Annotated in this window: 14 protein-coding genes and 1 pseudogene; 5 read left to right on the top strand and 10 right to left on the bottom strand. The window is 72.1% G+C overall.

What is annotated here, in order from left to right:
• Positions 1 to 166: 166 nt before the first annotated feature.
• The 3 genes from ACIBJG_RS25525 to ACIBJG_RS25515 form a co-directional block, all read right to left on the bottom strand.
• Entirely contained in the window at positions 167 to 808 is a 642-nt protein-coding gene (locus tag ACIBJG_RS25525; RefSeq protein ID WP_399310713.1) for a PadR family transcriptional regulator, read from the bottom strand.
• Positions 809 to 894: 86 nt separating this feature from the next.
• Complete coding sequence (locus tag ACIBJG_RS25520) at positions 895 to 2,352, bottom strand: aldehyde dehydrogenase family protein (RefSeq protein ID WP_399310712.1); 1,458 nt, start codon at positions 2,350 to 2,352, stop codon at positions 895 to 897.
• A gap of 54 nt (positions 2,353 to 2,406) precedes the next feature.
• Positions 2,407 to 3,288, bottom strand: a complete 882-nt coding sequence (locus ACIBJG_RS25515; protein WP_399310710.1) for a helix-turn-helix domain-containing protein — start codon at positions 3,286 to 3,288, stop codon at positions 2,407 to 2,409.
• A 332-nt stretch (positions 3,289 to 3,620) separates the two neighbouring features.
• Here ACIBJG_RS25515 and ACIBJG_RS25510 point away from each other — a divergent pair, with 332 nt between their 5' ends.
• The gene (locus ACIBJG_RS25510; RefSeq protein WP_399310709.1) at positions 3,621 to 4,121 is read left to right on the top strand and encodes an ATP-binding protein; all 501 of its coding nucleotides are present in this window, start codon (positions 3,621 to 3,623) and stop codon (positions 4,119 to 4,121) included.
• A 39-nt stretch (positions 4,122 to 4,160) separates the two neighbouring features.
• Here the strand turns inward: ACIBJG_RS25510 and ACIBJG_RS25505 are convergent, their stop codons facing one another.
• Entirely contained in the window at positions 4,161 to 4,403 is a 243-nt protein-coding gene (locus ACIBJG_RS25505; RefSeq protein ID WP_250969074.1) for a DUF397 domain-containing protein, read from the bottom strand.
• Between the two features lie 249 nt (positions 4,404 to 4,652).
• Here ACIBJG_RS25505 and ACIBJG_RS25500 point away from each other — a divergent pair, with 249 nt between their 5' ends.
• Positions 4,653 to 5,144, top strand: coding sequence for a hypothetical protein (locus tag ACIBJG_RS25500; RefSeq protein WP_399310708.1), 492 nt, complete (start codon positions 4,653 to 4,655; stop codon positions 5,142 to 5,144).
• 32 nt (positions 5,145 to 5,176) lie between these two features.
• Here the strand turns inward: ACIBJG_RS25500 and ACIBJG_RS25495 are convergent, their stop codons facing one another.
• The 3 genes from ACIBJG_RS25495 to ACIBJG_RS25485 form a co-directional block, all read right to left on the bottom strand.
• Positions 5,177 to 7,330: an FUSC family protein gene (locus ACIBJG_RS25495; RefSeq protein WP_399310705.1), complete on the bottom strand. Its 2,154-nt coding sequence runs from the start codon at positions 7,328 to 7,330 to the stop codon at positions 5,177 to 5,179.
• A gap of 104 nt (positions 7,331 to 7,434) precedes the next feature.
• Entirely contained in the window at positions 7,435 to 8,610 is a 1,176-nt protein-coding gene (locus tag ACIBJG_RS25490; protein ID WP_399310703.1) for a DUF2786 domain-containing protein, read from the bottom strand.
• A gap of 69 nt (positions 8,611 to 8,679) precedes the next feature.
• A complete protein-coding gene (locus ACIBJG_RS25485) occupies positions 8,680 to 9,591 on the bottom strand; it encodes an NADP-dependent oxidoreductase (RefSeq protein WP_399310700.1) in 912 nt (303 codons plus the stop codon).
• 146 nt (positions 9,592 to 9,737) lie between these two features.
• Here ACIBJG_RS25485 and ACIBJG_RS25480 point away from each other — a divergent pair, with 146 nt between their 5' ends.
• Complete coding sequence (locus ACIBJG_RS25480; RefSeq protein ID WP_399310698.1) at positions 9,738 to 11,453, top strand: bifunctional 3'-5' exonuclease/DNA polymerase; 1,716 nt, start codon at positions 9,738 to 9,740, stop codon at positions 11,451 to 11,453.
• Positions 11,454 to 11,540: 87 nt separating this feature from the next.
• Here ACIBJG_RS25480 and ACIBJG_RS25475 read toward each other — a convergent pair whose 3' ends face one another.
• Positions 11,541 to 12,413, bottom strand: a complete 873-nt coding sequence (locus ACIBJG_RS25475) for a carbohydrate-binding protein (RefSeq protein ID WP_399310696.1) — start codon at positions 12,411 to 12,413, stop codon at positions 11,541 to 11,543.
• Positions 12,414 to 12,461: 48 nt separating this feature from the next.
• Positions 12,462 to 13,820, bottom strand: a complete 1,359-nt coding sequence (locus ACIBJG_RS25470; RefSeq protein ID WP_399310812.1) for an alpha-lytic protease prodomain-containing protein — start codon at positions 13,818 to 13,820, stop codon at positions 12,462 to 12,464.
• A 188-nt stretch (positions 13,821 to 14,008) separates the two neighbouring features.
• Here ACIBJG_RS25470 and ACIBJG_RS25465 point away from each other — a divergent pair, with 188 nt between their 5' ends.
• A complete protein-coding gene (locus ACIBJG_RS25465) occupies positions 14,009 to 14,689 on the top strand; it encodes a phosphotransferase (RefSeq protein ID WP_399310695.1) in 681 nt (226 codons plus the stop codon).
• A 25-nt stretch (positions 14,690 to 14,714) separates the two neighbouring features.
• Here ACIBJG_RS25465 and ACIBJG_RS25460 read toward each other — a convergent pair whose 3' ends face one another.
• Entirely contained in the window at positions 14,715 to 15,098 is a 384-nt protein-coding gene (locus ACIBJG_RS25460; protein ID WP_399310811.1) for an FtsX-like permease family protein, read from the bottom strand.
• A 724-nt stretch (positions 15,099 to 15,822) separates the two neighbouring features.
• Between ACIBJG_RS25460 and ACIBJG_RS25455 the strand changes: the two are divergent.
• Positions 15,823 to 16,725: pseudogene (locus tag ACIBJG_RS25455) on the top strand (histidine kinase); the annotation flags it as partial.
• Positions 16,726 to 16,801: the final 76 nt, after the last annotated feature.

The raw sequence follows: 16,801 nt of genomic DNA, 5'->3' as shown, positions 1-16,801 counted from the left end.
CCCGGACCGAGCGACGATCTCCGGCCCCGTCCGGCATGTGCGGACGAGGGCCGGAGCCCGTCGTTCAGCGGCCGTCCGCGCGAACTGCCGTACCGCCGGCGGGAAGAACACCGCCGGCGGCGCCAACGGCCACACGAGCGGTCCGATCCACATTCATCAAACTTGATTAGTGGGGATCCCCGGGGTCGGACGTCCCCGTCGCGTACGGGTTCTCCTCGCCCTCGGCCAGCACGCCCACGAACGGATCGCCCTCACCCGCGAAGGTGTACGCCCCGCCCTCGATGCGCTCGATCAGCCCCCGGGTCCATTCCGCGCCGGAGTCCGCCGAGTGCACCCACATGTTCATGATCTCGCCGATGTGCCCGATCGACTCGGGCCCTGCCTCCGGCGTGTAGTACTCGGTGACCGAGGTCCGCCACCGGGTCAGGCCGGCCACCCGCTCCTTGAGCAGCGCCACCGCCTCGGCCCGTTCCAGGTCGACGATCCCGCCCAGCCCGGCCGACAGCACGTCCAGCCTCTGGTCGTACGAGGTCAGCGCCGCGCGCAGCAGCGTGAAGTACTCCTCGTCGCCCTGCTCGGTGATCTCGTACTCGGTGCGCGGCGGTCCGCCCACCGTGCTCGGGGCGACCTCGTGGGCGAGCAGGACACCCTGCTTCGCCATCTGTTTCAGTGCGTGGTAGATCGACCCCGGCTTGGCGTTGGACCACTCGTGCGCGCCCCAGTACTCCAGGTCGTTGCGGATCTGATAGCCGTGTGCCCGGCCGTGCTGCCGCACGGCACACAGGACCAGCAACCGGATCGCTGACATTCCACCCACCTCTCTACTCAACTTTGACGAGAGTATCGGTGCGGAGATCGGAGCGGAAAAGACGTCCGGCCTACGGGGTGCCTGCTTCAGAGGGGGAACGGGCTCCGGCCGTGCTGGATGGAAATCCACTTCTGGGTGGTGAACGCCTCCACCGTCGCCTCGCCGTTCAGCCGGCCGGTCCCGGAGTTCTTCTCGCCGCCGAAGGCGACCAGCGGATCGTCCTGGACGGTGGCGTCGTTGACGTGGAACATGCCGCTGTCGATCCGCTGGGCGAAGCGCACCCCGCGTTCGGCGTCGGCGGTGTGCACGGCGCCGCTGAGCCCGTAGGGGCTGTCGTCGGCGATCCGTACGGCCTCCTCCTCGCCGTCGAACTCGATGAGCAGCGCCACCGGGCCGAAGATCTCCTGGGAGAGCAGCGGGGAGTCGTCCGGCAGCCCGGTGAGCACGCTGGGCTCGACGAGGTTGCCGCGCGTACGGCCCCGGACCAGTGCCGTGGCCCCCTCGGCGAGCGCCTGGTCGACCAGGGCGGTCAGCGCGTCGGCCTGGAAGGCGTTGATGACCGGGCCGATCTGCGTCTCGGCATCGCGCGGGTCGCCGGCCTTGAGCGCGGCCACGCGGGCGACGAACTTCTCGGTGAACTCAGGGGCCACGGAACGGTCCACCAGGATCCGGTTGGCGGCCATGCAGACCTGACCCTGGTAGACGAAGCGGCTGAAGACGGCCGAGTCGACGGCGTAGTCGATGTCCGCGTCGTCGAGTACCACCAGGGCGCTGTTGCCGCTGAGTTCGAGGATGGTGCGCTTGAACAGCGCGCCTGCCGTCGCGGCGACGTGGCGGCCCACGCGGTCCGACCCGGCGAAGGAGATCACCTTGGGGACGGGATGCTCGATGAACGCGTCGCCCACCTCGGCTACGTCGGTGACGACGACGTTGAGCAGCCCGGCCGGCAGCCCGGCCTCCTCGAAGATGTGGGCGATCAGCCCGCCACCGGTCACCGGCGCGTTCTGGTTGGGCTTGACGACGACCGCGTTCCCGAGCGCCAGGGCCGGTGCGACGGACTTCATCGTCACCAGGAAGGGGAAGTTGAAGGGGCTGATGACGCCGACGACGCCGACCGGTACCCGGTAGAGACGGTTCTCCTTGCCGTCCACCGGCGAGGGCAGGATCCGGCCCTCGGGGTGCAGCGCCTGGTGGGCCGCCTCGCGCAGGAAGTCCTGGGCGGCGCTCAGTTCGTACAGCGCCTTCGCCCGGGTGCCGCCCAGCTCGTCGATGACCGTCTCGACGATCCGGTCGGCCAGCCGCTCGGTGATCCGCACGGCCCGCTCCAGAACATCGCGGCGCTCGTACGGACTCGTGGCGGCCCACTCCCCCTGGGCTCGCTCGGCCGCACGGTAGGCGCGGTCGATCTCGTCCACGGTGGCGATGGTGATGGCGGCGAGTTTTTCCCCGTTGTAGGGATTGAAATCGATGATGTCCCACGAGCCGGTGCCGGTGCGCCATTCACCGTCGATGTACTGGGCGGCCAGCTCGTGGAAGAAGGACATGCGATCCCTTACTGCAGGTGCAGACTCCTGTCGGTACGTCATGGTACTGAAATATCAGGAGAGTTGGAGAAGACCACGGAGCAGATCCCGGCTCTCCTCCGGACCCGGGCTGTCTGCGTGGAGCCGGACCATCGCCTTTTCGTACTGGGCGACTTCTTCGGCCTTGTCCAGATAGAGCGCACTTGTCAGCTGCTCCAAATAGACAATGTCCGACAGATCGGATTCCGGGAATCGCAGCATCGTAAAAGAACCGCTCTCGCCCGCGTGCCCGCCGAAACTGAAGGGCATCACCTGGAGCGTGATGTTCGGCTGCTCCGACATGTCGATCAGATGCCGCAATTGGGCGCGCATCACTTCCCGCCCGCCGTAGGGACGACGCAGCGCCGCCTCGTCCAGTACGGCGTGGAAGCGGGGGGCCCGTTCGGAGACGAGGGCCTTCTGCCGCTCCAGCCGCAGTGCGACCCGGCGGTCGATCTCGGCAGCGGGGGCACCGCGCATGCCCCGCGAGACGACCGCGTGCGCATAGTCCTCGGTCTGCAACAGGCCGTGAACGAACTGGACTTCGTAGATCCGGATGAGCGAGGCCGCACCCTCCAGGCCGATATACGTCTGGAACCAGCCGGGCAGCACGTCCCCGTAACTGTGCCACCAGCCCGCCACGTTGGCCTCGCGGGCCAGCCCGAGCAGGGAGTCGCGCTCCGCCTCGTCCGTGACTCCGTAGAGCGTGAGCAGGTCCTCGACGTCCCTGGCCTTGAAGCTCACCCGTCCCAACTCCATGCGGCTGATCTTCGATTCGGAAGCCCGGATGGAGTAGCCGGCCGCCTCACGGGTGATGCCACGTGAGTCCCGCAGCCGCCTGAGCTGCGAGCCCAGCAGGATGCGCCGCACCACGGATCCACTCGACTCGCCTGCCGCCACCGGTCCAGCCCTCCCCATCGCTTCCTGGGCATCGGGGTCCCCCCGATGCCCAAGTGCCGGATTCTGCCATCAAAACGCTTCAGCCCGTACTCATTCGATTACGGAAATGGGAAGACTTCTCCGAGGCCCCGAAACTCGCTCCGGGAAGAAATGAGCAAGAACCGGCACGCTATCGGACAGGTCAGGCGCGTGCACGTGCATCTGCCCTTGCATCTGCTCTGCGCATTCGGAACCATGGGCCACGCGCACCTGCGTGCTCGTTCGTGTTGTGCCGCTGTACCCGCGTACCCGCAGTACCGATACAGCCGCGATTCCCGGGAGTGCCTCGCATGGGGACGAATGGATCGACGATGCTCGAGCCCTTACGACAGGGGCTCCCACCCATCGATCCCTCCGCCGTCTCCGGATCGGCCACCTGCGCCCTGCCCGCCCGCTACGAAGCCGTCGGCGGAGCACGGCAGTTCACCCGGGCGACCCTCGGCGGATGGGGCCTGAGCGAGCGCTTCGACGATGTCGCGCTCGTCGTCTCCGAGCTGGTCACCAACGCTCTGCGGCACGCCCTGCCGGCCGATACACCGCGCGAACCCCAGGACCCGCCGGTCCGGCTGCATCTGATGCGCTGGACCTCGCGACTGGTGTGCGCGGTACGCGACCCCAGCCAGGCGAGCCCCGTCGCGTCCGAGGCCGAGGACTCCGCGGAGTCGGGCCGCGGGCTCTTCCTGGTGGACTCCTTCAGCGACTGCTGGGGCTGGCACCCTTCACCCGTACTGACGACGGATGGCACCGTCAGCGGGCCGACTCCGCACGGAAAGGTCGTCTGGGCGCTCTTCCGGCTGTCCGACCCGGCGTGACGCACCCGGCCGAGGCGGCAGCGCACCGGAGGGTGACGCTCAGGCCTCCGCTATGAGGTGGTCGAACTCGCCGTCCTTCACGCCCAGCAGCAGCGCCTCTATCTCCGCGGGCGTATAGACCAGCGCCGGCCCGTCGGGGTGGCGCGAATTACGCATCGCCACATCTCCGTCCGGCAGCTTCGCGAACTCCACGCAGGATCCCTGGGAGTTGCTGTGCCTGCTCTTCTGCCAGACGACTCCGCGAAGCTCTGTGGCCGCCATGCCGTTGTACACGTGGTGCACAGGACGCTCCCCGAGTTGCAAAGTGCAAGTGTCAACTGTCTCGGATCATAGCTGTGTTCAATTTCTGGTGCATGAGCGGATGCATGCGCAGATGCACGTGCACGCGGGGTGTTCCCTCGGTTACAGCTCCGCAGGAGAAAGACGAACGAGAGGCCTGTTCCGCTCCCGATTCCGGGAGTTGACCGTCCCACCCCGGTTGCGACTGGCTGGTAGCTTGGACCGCCATTCGTCATCCAGGGGGAATTCACCATGGCCAAACTCGTACGTACGGGCGCCGTCGTCGCCACCGGACTGCTCACCGCTCTCGCCCTCACCGGGTGCGGCAGCGACAGCGACAAGGGGGGCGCGGACAAGAGTTCCGGCTCCGCCGCCACCCCGGCGCCCGCCGGCAGCGCCAGTGACGATTCCGGCTCGGGAGCGGACGGCGCCACCGGCGGCCTCAAGGCGCTGGAGGGCGCCTGGGCCGGGCAGACCGACGGCAAGGCCGTGGTGCTGTCCGTCGCGTCCGGGAAGGCCGTGGTCGTCGCCGACTCCCATGTCTGCTCGGGCACCGCCAAGGACATGGGCAAGCCGACGCTGGCGCTGACGTGCGCCGACGGCAACACCGACCGGACCATGGGAGCCATCGAGTCCAACGACGGCAAGACCGTCGTCGTCTCGTGGGACGGCGGCGCCAAGGACACACTCGCCAAGACCGACGCCGACTCACTGGAAGGCCTGCCCGACCTGCCGACCCCGTGACCGCGGGCACCGGCCGGGGCCCTGACCGCGCCTCAGTCGTCGTCGGACGCGGCGGCCCTCGAGCCGGAGCCGCTGTCCAGGCCCTCGGAGAACTCCTCCAGGGCTTCGAGCAGGAGGTCGGCCCCGTTCCGTACGACCGGGTCCGATCCTCCTTCGCCCGTCCGCTCCTCCTCGTCCCACTTCTTCAGCGCCTCCCGCACCGGCTTCCAGTCCGGTACGCGCCGCTCCCGCACCGCCTTCGCACCCTGCTCGGTGGCCCGGCGCAGCGCCTCGGCGAGCGGAGCGGCCGCCGGTACGGGGGTGGCGCCGCCCTCCGGGAGGTGCGCCTCCATCAGCATCGCGACCCGGCCGAGCTGGGCGAGCGCGTGCTGGGTGTCGTCGGCGGCGGAGTGCGAGAGGCCGCGGTGGCGCACCGGTTCGTGCTGGGCGGTGGCCACCGCCTCCTGCCAGGCGACGCGGGCGTTCCGGGTGGCGAGCAGGGCCTGGCGGACGTCGTCGTGGCCGCGGTCGGCCGGATCCGCGTACTGGTCGACGACCGCGGCGGCGTAACGGCCGTCCTCCTTGAGCCAGTCGCCGAGCCGCCCGCGCAGCCTCGGGGTCTCCCACGCCGGGTAGACGGCGTACGAGACCATGGCCAGGAGACCGCCGAACAGGGTCAGGAGCACCCGTTCGAGCACGTTCTGCGAGAGGTCGTCGCCGGCCATGCCGAGCAGGAGGACCACGTACGCGGCGACACAGGCCTGACCGACGGCGTAGCCGGTACGCATCAGCAGGTACATCAGCAGGGCGCAGGCCACGGCGAGCACGGCGGACAGCCCGGCGCGGGGGTGGGCCGCCTGGACGATCACGCTGGCGGCGAAGACCCCGACGACGGTGCCGCCGAAACGCGCCACGGACCGTTCGTACGTACGGGAGAACTCCGGCCGCATCACCATGACACCGGCCATGGGTACCCAGTAGCCGTGTCCGAACGGCAGCGCCAGGCCCAGCAGGTAGCCGACCACCGCGACGACGGAGATCCGGATCGCGTGCCGCAGGATCGGGGAGCCGTGGTGCAGTTCGCGGCGCATCGACCCGATCACGACCGGCACCAGCCGCAGCAGGGTGGGCCTCGAGTGGTGCTCGGTGGGGGCCTGGCCGCCCCGCCCGGCCTCCATCGCGTCGGCGGCCTCCGCGGCCCCGGCCCGCTCCTCCTTCGTGCCGTCGCCCTCGGCGGCCTCGATGACGTCGGAGAGCAGGGCGGCCAGCCGGTCGGCGGCGCGGAGCGGGGGGCCGGTGAGCAGCGCGCCGGTGTCGGGGGTCTTCAGCGCGGCGACGGCGGGTGCGGGGAGCCGCACCGGGTCGCCGTGGCGGATCGCCCGCGCGGCCGCGTCGAGCAGGGAGGCGGCGGCGGCGAGGAGCTCGCGGACCCGGTCGCGTTCCGGGCCTTCGGACGGGACGCCCATCGCCGGGTCCGCGAGTGAGGCGAGGACCGGCCTGATCCGCTCGGCGACACCGCGTGAGCCGTGCAGTTCGGCGGGGCGGCTGCGGGCCTGGCGGGCGGTGACGGCGGCGGCCCTGCGGGCCTCCATCAGGGGCGCCGGGTCGAAGTGGGCGACCGGGTCGTGGCGCAGCCTGCGGGCGTAGTCGGCCTCGGCGGCAAGTGCGTCGGCCAGGGCGTCACGCTGGGCACCCCATCTGCGGATCGGGAACAGCACGATCAGTACCGCCTGGACCACACCGCCGAACGTGATCATCAGGGCGTGCAGGGCCGCCTCGGCGACGGACGTGGGCAGCGTGACCGTCACCAGCATGATCGCGACGTTGGACGCGGCGATGATGCCGCCCGTCGGACCCGCCGCCCAGGCCAGCCCGGAGATGAAGGTCCAGAGCACCAGCAGGGCCAGGAAGAGCGGGAGATGGGAACCGGTGACGTACCCGAGGAACGTCGATACCCCGAGGCTGAAGCCGGAGACCAGGGCGAGCACCGGACGGGGACGCCAGCTGCGCTGGAAGGTGGCGATCGCCGCCTGGTACGCGCCGAACGCGGAGCTGGCGGCGACCACCGGCCCGAAGAGGGCGAGACTCACCCCGATCACCAGGGCGAGACCCGCCGCGCCGCGGACGGCGATCAGCGGTTCGAGACGCGTCCTCTCGATCGTCAGCCCCGAGCGCGCGGTCTCCCTCAGCGCCCGGAGCCAGCTCATTCCCAGAGCCTAACCGGATTTACCGATATGCCCGAGTTGTCGTGCGTGATCCCCCGGTTCGCGGACCCGGTCCGGATGCGCTTCCGGGGGCGGGATCGCCGCCCTCAGCCGGAGATCTCCGGCCTGCCCCCGCCCATCCTCGCCCGGTCCGCCGCAGCCGTCCCGTGCGTCCAGCCGTCCAGGTCCGTCGCGCCGCGGACCCGGGTGGTCGTGGTCTCGGGGAACATCTTCTCGGCGGTGTCGGTGACCGCCACGTCCCGGGCGGCCAACACGGGCAGGAGGCCGGCCCCGGCGGACGGTGCACCGGCGGCCGCGCCCTCGGCGTCGGCCTCGGCGGTGGCCCGGGCGGTGCCGTCGGCCAGCCGGCGGCCCAGCCGCTGGGCGTAGGCCATCAGGAAGGACTGCCGGAAGGTCTTGGTCCGTTTGCGGCCGCCGGCCCGCTGGCCCGCTTCGGCCCGGGTCATCGCCGCCGTGCCCTGCACCAGCAGCGAGGTGTGGAGCAGCTCCACGGCCTCCAGGTCCGGCTCGAAGCCGACCACCGTCGAGAAGCCGAGGTCACTGTTCCACACGGCCCGGCAGCGGTTCGCCGAGGCGACGGCGTCGAGCAGGATCGCCTTGGCCGTCTCGTACGGGGCGTCCACCCCGATCCGGCAGGCGCCGGGCACACAGCCGCTGTGCGTACGGGCCGCCAGCAGCGCCTCGTCGATGCTGTGCCGGGCCATCAGCTCCTGCGCCTTGGTGGTGAGCGCCTCCGCCTCCTCCGGGAAGCCGGTCGCCTCGGCCTTCGCCAGCAGCGCCCGGATCCGCGTCAGCATGCGCGGTTCGTCGTGCGCGGGCGGCAGGTGCAGGGTGTCGCGCAGGGCGCCGGGCGGCGGCCCGACGGGCTCGATCGCGGGCAGGCGGAGCAGCAGCCGGTAGAGGCCCAGGAGTGCGGAGGCGTACGAGAACCGGTCCGGCCGCCCCGTCGGCGGCGCCGCGGGCAGCTCGTCCAGCTGCCCCTGCCAGCGGGGCGGCAGCGCCTCGTAACACCGGACCTCCGAGCCGATCAGCCCGGCTGCCAGTCCGGCCGCGTGTTCGTCGAGCTCACGGCGGACGAAGCGCACGAGGTCGGCGGGCAGCCAGCCGCCGTCCCAGGCGCGCCGGACGAACTCCTCGCCCCGGCGCAGCAGCTCCGCGTCGGACGCCGGGTCGGCGGCGAGGAGGGACGCGCCGGTGTCGAGGCCACGGTCGCCCTCCGAGTACAGGGCTGCCGCGAAGGCCTGATCGATCACCGGTTCCATGAGATCAGGGTAGGCATGGCGGGCTCGGCGGAATTCATCCACACCCTGTGGACAACCGGTGGCGGCCCTCTACGGCAGCAGCACGACCTTCCCGCGTACGTGCCCCGCCTCGCTCAGTTCCTGCGCCCTGGCCGCCTCGGTGAGCGGCAGCGTCTCGGCGACGGGAACCCGCAGCTCGCCGTCGGCCGCGCGGCGGGCGTGCTCGGCCAGCTGCTCCCTGGACCGGGAGCCACCGCCGGAGAAGGCCACTCCGTACTTCGCCGCCTCCGGGTCGGCGATCGTGACGATCCGGTCGGTGGTACCGCCGCGCAGCTCGATGGAGTCCGGCAGCGCGCCGCGCCCCGACGCGTCGAAGACCGCGTCCACACCCTGCGGAGCGAGTTCGCGCACCCGGCCGACCAAGCCCTCCCCGTACTCCACCGGAGTCGCGCCGAGCACCCGCAGGTAGTCGTGGTTGCCCGGGGACGCCGTGCCGATCACCGTCGCGCCGCGGGCCGCCGCCAGCTGGACCGCGGCCGATCCGACGGCTCCGGCCGCGCCGTGCAGCAGCAGGGTCTCCCCGGCCTCCACGGCGAGTTCGTCCAGGACGCGCTGGGCGGTGTTCGACGCGATGGTCAGGGCGGCCGCGTCCGGCCAGCTCAGCTCCGCCGGTTTCGGGGCGACGAGAGCGGCGTCGGCCAGGGCGTACTCGGCGTAGGAACCGGTGGCGCTCCAGCCCAGCACCTCGTCGCCCACCGCCACATCGGTGACGCCCTCACCGGTCGCATCGACCACCCCGGCGAACTCGACGCCGGGAATCGCCGGGAGCGAGGTCGGGAACACGTCCTCCATCCAGCCGCGCCGGATCTTGTAGTCCATCGGGTTGACCGCGGCGGCCCGGACCTTCACCCGCACCTGCCCGGGGCCGGGGTGCGGGTCCTCGACCCGGGCCGGGTGCAGTACCTCGGGTCCGCCGAACTCCTCGAAAACGATCGCTTCCATCGTGTCGCCTGCCTCCTCGTGAAAACGGATCCGGACCGGGGCGTGTTCCGGAGGTGCCGCCTGCCCCGGCCCTGATCCATCCTTCCAGCGTCCCCTCTTCCGCGCGCTCCGCCTCGCTGTCAGTGCCGGGTGCCAGACTCGAATCCATGACCGAACGCTGGGCTGTGGCCGTCACGGAGAGCGGTGGCGCGCGCCTCGCCCCGCTGGACCGCGCGGGCCGGCCGACCGCCCCGGCCGTGACCGAGCCCGACCTGGTGGAGGCCGTCCGCTCCCGGCCCGGAGTCACCCGCTGGGTGTGGCGTTCGACGGCCGAGGTCTACCCCCGGCTGCTGGCCGCCGGGGTTCCGGTCGCGCGCTGTTACGACATCGAGGTCGCCGAGTCCCTCCTGCTGGGACATGAGGGCCGCCTCGGCGAACCCCGCTCCGCCGCGGCCGCCCACGCCCGCCTGCTGCGCGGCCCGGTACCGCCCGACCCGCCGCCGCGCTCCGCCGTACCGGGCTCCCAGTCCTCCCTGTTCGAGCCGCAGTCGGGGACGGAGCTGCCCTTCGACGCCCTGCTCCAGGTGTACGCGGATCAGCTCGCCCGCCACGACGCCACGGACCGGCCGGCCCGGATGAGTCTGCTGACGGCCGCCGAGTCGGCCGGCATGCTGGTCGCCGCCGAGATGAACCGCTCGGGCCTGCCCTGGCGGGCCGACGTCCACCGCGAGGTGCTGCACGAACTCCTGGGCGAGCGGTACGCGGGCGGCGGCGAGCCCCGGAAGCTGGCCGAGCTGGCGGACGAGGTGTCCGCCGCGTTCGGCCGCAGGGTCCGCCCGGATCTCCCCGCCGATGTGGTGAAGGCCTTCGCACAGGCCGGCATCAGGGTGCGCTCGACGCGCCGTTGGGAGCTGGAGGAGCTGGACCATCCGGCGGTGCGGCCGCTCGTCCAGTACAAGAAGCTCTACCGGATCTGGACGGCCCACGGCTGGAGCTGGCTCCAGGACTGGGTCCGCGACGGCCGCTTCCGCCCCGAGTACCAGCCCGGCGGCACGGTGAGCGGCCGCTGGACGACCAACGGCGGCGGGGCGCTGCAGATCCCCAAGGTGATCCGGCGGGCGGTGGTCGCCGACGAGGGCTGGTGCCTCGTCGTCGCGGACGCCGACCAGATGGAACCGCGGGTGCTGGCCGCCATCTCCCGCGACCGGGGCCTGATGGAGGTGGCCGGTCACGACGGCGACCTGTACACCGCGCTGTCCGACCGCGCCTTCCACGGCGACCGCGACCACGCCAAGATCGCGCTGCTCGGCGCGGTCTACGGCCAGACGTCGGGCGACGGGCTGAAGAACCTGGCCGCCCTGCGCCGGAGGTTCCCGCACGCGGTCGCCTACGTGGACGACGCGGCGAAGGCGGGCGAGGAGGGCCGTCTCGTACGGACCTGGCTGGGCCGGACCAGCCCGCCCGCCGCGGGCAGCGGGGACGACGGGGAGGCCGGCATACCGCAGGACAGCGACGACCCGCCGACGGACGGGGCCGAACCGGCGGACGGCGGAATCACGTTCACGCCGGGTTACGCCTCCTCCAACGCCCGTGCGCGGGGCCGCTTCACACGCAACTTCGTGGTGCAGGGCAGCGCGGCCGACTGGGCACTGCTGCTCCTGGCGGCACTGCGGCAGTCGATCACGGCCGCCGGGCTCCGGGCCGAACTGGTCTTCTTCCAGCACGACGAGGTGATCGTGCACTGCCCCCGGGAGGAGGCCGAGACCGTCGTCGAGGCGATCCGGGCGGCCGGTGAACTGGCCGGGCGGACCGCCTTCGGTGACACGCCGGTGCGCTTCCCGTTCAGCACGGCGGTGGTGGAACGGTACTCGGACGCGAAGTGACGGGGCCGGGCCGGGCGCGGCGCATGCCCCGGGGAGAGAGCCCGGGGCATGCGCGCGTGGCGGTGGTTCCCCCGCCGGTCTGCCCGTCTAGCCGCGCTCCCACAGCGCGGGGACGTTCGGCGGCTCCCATCCGGTCAGGGCGGTGTGAGCCTGCAGACAGCGGTAGGAGACCCCGCCGTACGTGACGCGGTCGCCCGCGTTGTAGAGCGTGCCGGCCGCCCAGCTGCCGCCCGGCCCGGTCGGCGGGTCGGTCGGGTCGGTCGGCGGATCGGTCGGGTCGGTCGGCGGATCGGTCGGTTCCGTGGGTTCCTGAGCGACGTCGAGGACGAAGTCGAAGGTCCCCTCCTTCCCGGAACCCACGGGCCGGACGTTCATCAGGAGCGCCGGGTCGTACAGGGTGTCGGTGTTGTTGCGCGGTTCGCCCGGGAAGTACAGCTGCGTGGTGAGGATGCCCGAGCCGGGCGCCCGGGCCTTCACGTGGATGTGCCGGGTCCGTCCGGGATACAGCCCCGCCACGATCGTGGTGAGCGTGAAGGCGCCGGACTGATCGGTGAACTGGTGGCCCCGGAAGGCGCATCCGCTCATGTCGTACGCGCCGTTGGTGTCCGCCTGCCAGAAGTCGAGCAGCACTCCGGGGATGGGCCGGCACTCGCGGCCGAAGACGTATCCACTGACCGTCAGCGGGACTCCGGGGGTGCCGGCGGTCACCAGACTGGTGCGGAGCGGGGAGTCGGGCTTGAAGTAGGGGCCCTCCATCTGGTCGTGCGTGGGACCGTCGCCGTCGTCGCAGTCGGGGGTCGGGGCGAGCGGCACTCCGGCGGAACCGGCGTCGCGTGCCAGCGCGACCCCGCCGCCGGCGAGCAGCGGGACGGCGGTGGCGACCAGCGCCGCCTTGAGGAGGGTCTTGCGGCTGATGTGCCGGTCACCGGCGGAGCCGCCGGGAGTCTGTTCGGGGGTCATGGCTGCTTCCTCGGGGTGGTGGGGAAGGGCACGTGCGAAGGGGGCCGGCTACAGGGCCTGCCAGAGCGCGGGGACGTTCGGGGGCGTCCAGCCGGGCTGCGCCCGGTGTCCCTGGAGGCAGCGGTAACTGCCGGAGCCGTACGTCACCACGTCACCGGCCGCGTACGTCGTCCCGGCGGCCCAGCTGCCGCCCGGATCGGTCGGCGGGTCCGTCGGGTCGGTCGGCGGGTCGGTCGGGGTGCCGCTGGTGACCAGCGTGAGTCCGTACGCCTGGAGTGCCGGGTTCACCGGCTGGAAGTACGTCGTACCGCCCTGGGAACAGTTGCCGGTGCCGCCGGAGGTGACGCCCTGGGCCTGGCTGCCGGAGACGAACGAGCCGCCGGAGTCGCCCGGTTCGGCGCACACGTTGGTCCGGGTCACCCCGGAGACGGTGCCCTCCTGGTAGGTGACACTGCTGTTGCGCTGCTGGACCGTGCCGCAGTGCCAGCCGGTCGTCGAGCCGGAGCGGCAGACCGACGAACCCTCCAGCGCCTCGGTGGATCCGGTGACCGTCACATCGCCGTTGCCGTAACCGTTCACGAGCGGGCGCGGAGTCCAGTTGGTGTTGGCGGCGACCCAGGAGTAGTCCCGGCCGGGGAAGGTGGAGTCCTGGAAGGAGCCCTGGGCCTGCTGGTTGTACCCACTGGTGCTGACGCCCGGGGTCCCGCAGTGCCCGGCGCTGACGAAGCCGCCCTGGGTGCCGCGCTTGACGGGGAAGCCGATGGAGCAGCGGCCGGAGCCGTTCATGTAGTACGCGTCACCGCCGCGCAGATCCGCGAACGTACGTGGCTGCGCGCCGGCCTGAATGACCGTCACCAGATCACGGGCGACACCCGCCGCAGCGAGGAAGGTGCCGGCTGCGGCGCCCCGGCCGGCCTGGACGACGACCCGGTTGGTGCGCACGTCGACGTACCAGGCGGGCACGTCCTTCGGCGCCTCGCGCAGTGCCACCCGGTCGAGGGCGGCCTTCACGGAGGCGAGTTCGGCCAGGCTGTGGTCGACGACGACGGGCCGGGCCCCCGCCTCGGCGATCCGGCCGGCGTCCGCCCCATCGGTCGTGGCGACGGTCAGTTCGGCCGCGTCGCCGCTCACCCGGGCACCGGCGAATCCGGTGCCGAGCGAGCTCCGCAGCCCGGCGGCCACGGCGGCGGCACGGGACTCGTTGCCGATCCGTTCCGTCGCCTGGTCGGCGGTGAGTCCGAGATCGCGCTGCATGGCCCTGAGCAGACCTGGCGAGAGCGGGCCCGCCCCGGCGTGCGGCAGGCGGGGGGACGGGTCGGCGGACGCGGTGCCGGTCAGTCCGGCCAGCGCGAGCGCACCGACGGCCACGGTCGCGGTACACGCGGCCAGTAGACGTCTGCGGAGCATGGATCTCTCCACGGAACTCTCCTTGAATTCGGGGGAATTGCCGTCAACGTAGCCGCGTACACGTCAACTCCAGGAGATCCCGTCCACCCCATCGCATCACGTTATGGGGCTGTCGTGACCGGCGGCGATACGGTGAAACACCAGCGATCGGGCTCCCCGCGGCGCACCCTCGCGAGTAGGTTCCTCTCATGCGAATAGGCCAGATGCTGGGCAGCGGGCGCTCCGCCGACGTATACGAACTGGACGAGCTGTGGGTCCTGCGCCGCTACCGCGACGGGCTGGACGCCACCCGCGAACTGCCCGTCATGTCCTATCTCTCGGCCTCGGGCTACCCCGTCCCCCGGCTCGGCCCGCAGCCCCCGTCGGCCGGCCCCGGCGATCTTGTCCTGCAGCGGCTGACCGGTCCGACGATGCTGGAGTCCCTGCTCAGCGGCGACATCGACGGCGCCGAGGCCTCCGCCGTACTCGCCCGGCTGCTCGCCGAGCTGCACACCATCCCGGCCCGGCTCTCACCGGACCCCGAGGACCGGATCCTCCACCTCGACCTGCATCCGGACAACGTGATGCTGACGGCCGACGGCCCGGTGGTGATCGACTGGAGCAACACCGAGGAGGGCCCGCCGGCCCTGGACCGGGCCATGTCGGCGCTGATCCTGGCCCAGGTGGCGGTCGACCGGGACAGCCCTGCGGCGGACGGCGGACGCGCGTTGCTGACCGCCCTGATGCCGCACCTCATCGCGGAGGGCGGCATCCCGGCCGGCCACCTCGCCGATGTGGCGGCCCGCCGCGCCGCCAACCCGACGATGAGCCCGGCCGAACGGGACCTCATCGGCGAGGCGGCGGCCCTGGTCACCACGCTCTCCCGCTGAGGCCCGTCCGGCCCTGAGCGCCGGACTACTCTCTCGCGCCCGCGAGTTCGACCGGCCGGGTGCGCAGCGCGAGCGAGGCGGGCAGCACCGCGAAGACCACGGCCAGGAGTGCGCTCGCCGCGACGACCGAGCCGATGGTCCCCCACGGGACGACGACGGCCGAGTGGACGTCGAGCAGTCCGAGTGCGGTCCGTACGCCGAGCAGGTTCAGCGCGGCCACTGCCCCGCCGAGCACCGTCCCCACCGCCACCACGAGCACCGCCTCCGCCCCCACCAGCCGCAGCACCTGCGCTTTCGTGGCCCCGGCGAGCCGGAGCACCGCCAGGTCGCGCACCCGGTCCGAGGTGGCCATCACCTGCGTGTTGGCCAGCGCGATGGCGGTGTACACCAGGGCGATGAGGAGGATCATCAGCAGCCCGAGACGGGTGTTCCCACCGGACTGACGCCGGCTCGCGGCCGTCCATTCGGCCCGCGTCGCCACCTGTGCCCCCGTAGCCCGGCCGGCCGCCTCCAACTGCGTCTCGACGGCCGAACGCCCGGTGCCTTCCCTGACCTTGACGTCGATCCGGTCGACTGCGGCTCCCCCGGCGTTGCGCGGGGTCACGTACACGCCGTTGTTCCCGGTGCCGGTGCTCAGCACGGCCGCCACCCGCAGGGTGACCCTGCGGCCGTCGGCCAGCCAGACACCGACGCGCTCGCCGACCGTCGTGGTCATCCACTCCTCGTTGACGACGAGGGAACCGTCGTCGAGCCCGGCAAGGCTCCCCGCCACCACGGGCAGCGCCGACACCGCCGCCGCGTCGGCCGGGTCCACGGCCCGCGCCTCGGAGCCGACGAGCGCCGTGCCTTCCTCCAGCACGGTCACGGAGGTGGAGCGCGAGGCGCTGACGACGACGCCGGATATGTGCCGGGCCCGCTCGACGAACCGCGCCGGGAGCGCGGCGCCTTCGCCCGCCGCCGTGACCACGAAGTCCGAGGCCACCTGGGTGCGCGCCTCGGTGGCCCTGGCCTCGTCGAGGGTCTCCGTCGTCCCCATCAGCGAGGCGGCCAGCGCCACGGTGACGATCACGGGCGCCGTGAGCGCGGCCGTTCTGCGCAGTGCGGCGGAGGTGTTCTCCCTCGCCAGTACGGCGGAGCGGGCCACCTGGCGGGAGCTGGGCTACACACTGCTCTTCGCCCTGGTCCTGTGGCCGCTGGAGGCGCTGGCCGTGGGCACGGCCCTCGTCCTCTGCGGCGGCCTGATCGCCGCTCCCCCGATGCTGGCGGCGAGCGAGGGCGAGGAGGCCCGCATCCTCAAGATCTGGCTGATCGACAGCTACCCGCCCGCCTTCGCGGCGCTCCTCGCCGGACTGGTGCTGCTCCCCCTGTTCGCGTATCCGCTCGGGGTCCTGGCAACCGCCCGGGCCGCGCTGACCCGGCAGTTGCTCTCCGCGCCGGAGGCCGGACTGGATTCCCGGCTGCGGGAACTGGGCCGTTCCCGCGTGCGGCTGGTCGACGCCTTCGAGGCGGAGCGCCGGCGGATCGAGCGCGATCTGCACGACGGGGCGCAGCAGCGGCTCGTCGCCCTGTCCATGACGCTCGGCCTGGCCGGACTGGAGGGCCCTGCCGAGCCACTGGCCGGGCTGCTGGCCAAGGCGCACGAGGAGGCCGCGGTCGCGCTGGTGGAGATCAGGGAACTCATCCGGGGCATCCACCCCCAGGTCCTGACCGACCGCGGTCTGCAGGCGACGGTGGAGGACGTCGCGGACCGTTCGGTGATCCCGGTGGACGTGGACTTCGACCTGCCGGACCGGCTCTCCGAAGCGATCGAGACGGCGGTCTACTTCGCGGTCTGCGAGGCGCTGGCCAATGTGGCCAAGCACAGTGGGGCGAACCGTGCCCGGGTGAACGGCCGGGCGGAGAAGGGCCGGCTGGTGGTGGAGGTGTCGGACGACGGGGCGGGTGGCGCATCCGCCGTCGGCGGCACGGGGCTCCAGGGCGTGGCCGATCGCATCTCGGAGCTCGACGGCCACCTGCTAGTGTCCAGTCCGCCCGGCTCCGTGCTCACTGTGACGTCTGGTCCGCCCTGGTACCGCCCAGTCCGCTCACGCAGCGCTCACGCAAGCCGGGCTT

The sequence above is a fragment of the Streptomyces sp. NPDC050422 genome, from assembly GCF_044458665.1.
In the GTDB taxonomy this organism is placed as follows: Bacteria; Actinomycetota; Actinomycetes; order Streptomycetales; family Streptomycetaceae; genus Streptomyces.
This window is presented reverse-complemented; position numbering and strand designations above follow the sequence as displayed.

Excerpts from the sequence above, each read along its gene's own strand:
- ACIBJG_RS25525 (WP_399310713.1), bottom strand. The coding sequence starts at position 808 with ATGTCAGCGATCCGGTTGCTGGTCCTGTGTGCCGTGCGGCAGCACGGC.
- ACIBJG_RS25520 (WP_399310712.1), bottom strand. The coding sequence starts at position 2,352 with ATGTCCTTCTTCCACGAGCTGGCCGCCCAGTACATCGACGGTGAATGG.
- ACIBJG_RS25515 (WP_399310710.1), bottom strand. The coding sequence starts at position 3,288 with ATGGGGAGGGCTGGACCGGTGGCGGCAGGCGAGTCGAGTGGATCCGTG.
- ACIBJG_RS25510 (WP_399310709.1), top strand. The coding sequence starts at position 3,621 with ATGCTCGAGCCCTTACGACAGGGGCTCCCACCCATCGATCCCTCCGCC.
- ACIBJG_RS25500 (WP_399310708.1), top strand. The coding sequence starts at position 4,653 with ATGGCCAAACTCGTACGTACGGGCGCCGTCGTCGCCACCGGACTGCTC.
- ACIBJG_RS25495 (WP_399310705.1), bottom strand. The coding sequence starts at position 7,330 with ATGAGCTGGCTCCGGGCGCTGAGGGAGACCGCGCGCTCGGGGCTGACG.
- ACIBJG_RS25490 (WP_399310703.1), bottom strand. The coding sequence starts at position 8,610 with ATGGAACCGGTGATCGATCAGGCCTTCGCGGCAGCCCTGTACTCGGAG.
- ACIBJG_RS25485 (WP_399310700.1), bottom strand. The coding sequence starts at position 9,591 with ATGGAAGCGATCGTTTTCGAGGAGTTCGGCGGACCCGAGGTACTGCAC.
- ACIBJG_RS25480 (WP_399310698.1), top strand. The coding sequence starts at position 9,738 with ATGACCGAACGCTGGGCTGTGGCCGTCACGGAGAGCGGTGGCGCGCGC.
- ACIBJG_RS25475 (WP_399310696.1), bottom strand. The coding sequence starts at position 12,413 with ATGACCCCCGAACAGACTCCCGGCGGCTCCGCCGGTGACCGGCACATC.
- ACIBJG_RS25470 (WP_399310812.1), bottom strand. The coding sequence starts at position 13,820 with ATGCTCCGCAGACGTCTACTGGCCGCGTGTACCGCGACCGTGGCCGTC.
- ACIBJG_RS25465 (WP_399310695.1), top strand. The coding sequence starts at position 14,009 with ATGCGAATAGGCCAGATGCTGGGCAGCGGGCGCTCCGCCGACGTATAC.
- ACIBJG_RS25460 (WP_399310811.1), bottom strand. The coding sequence starts at position 15,098 with ATGATCCTCCTCATCGCCCTGGTGTACACCGCCATCGCGCTGGCCAAC.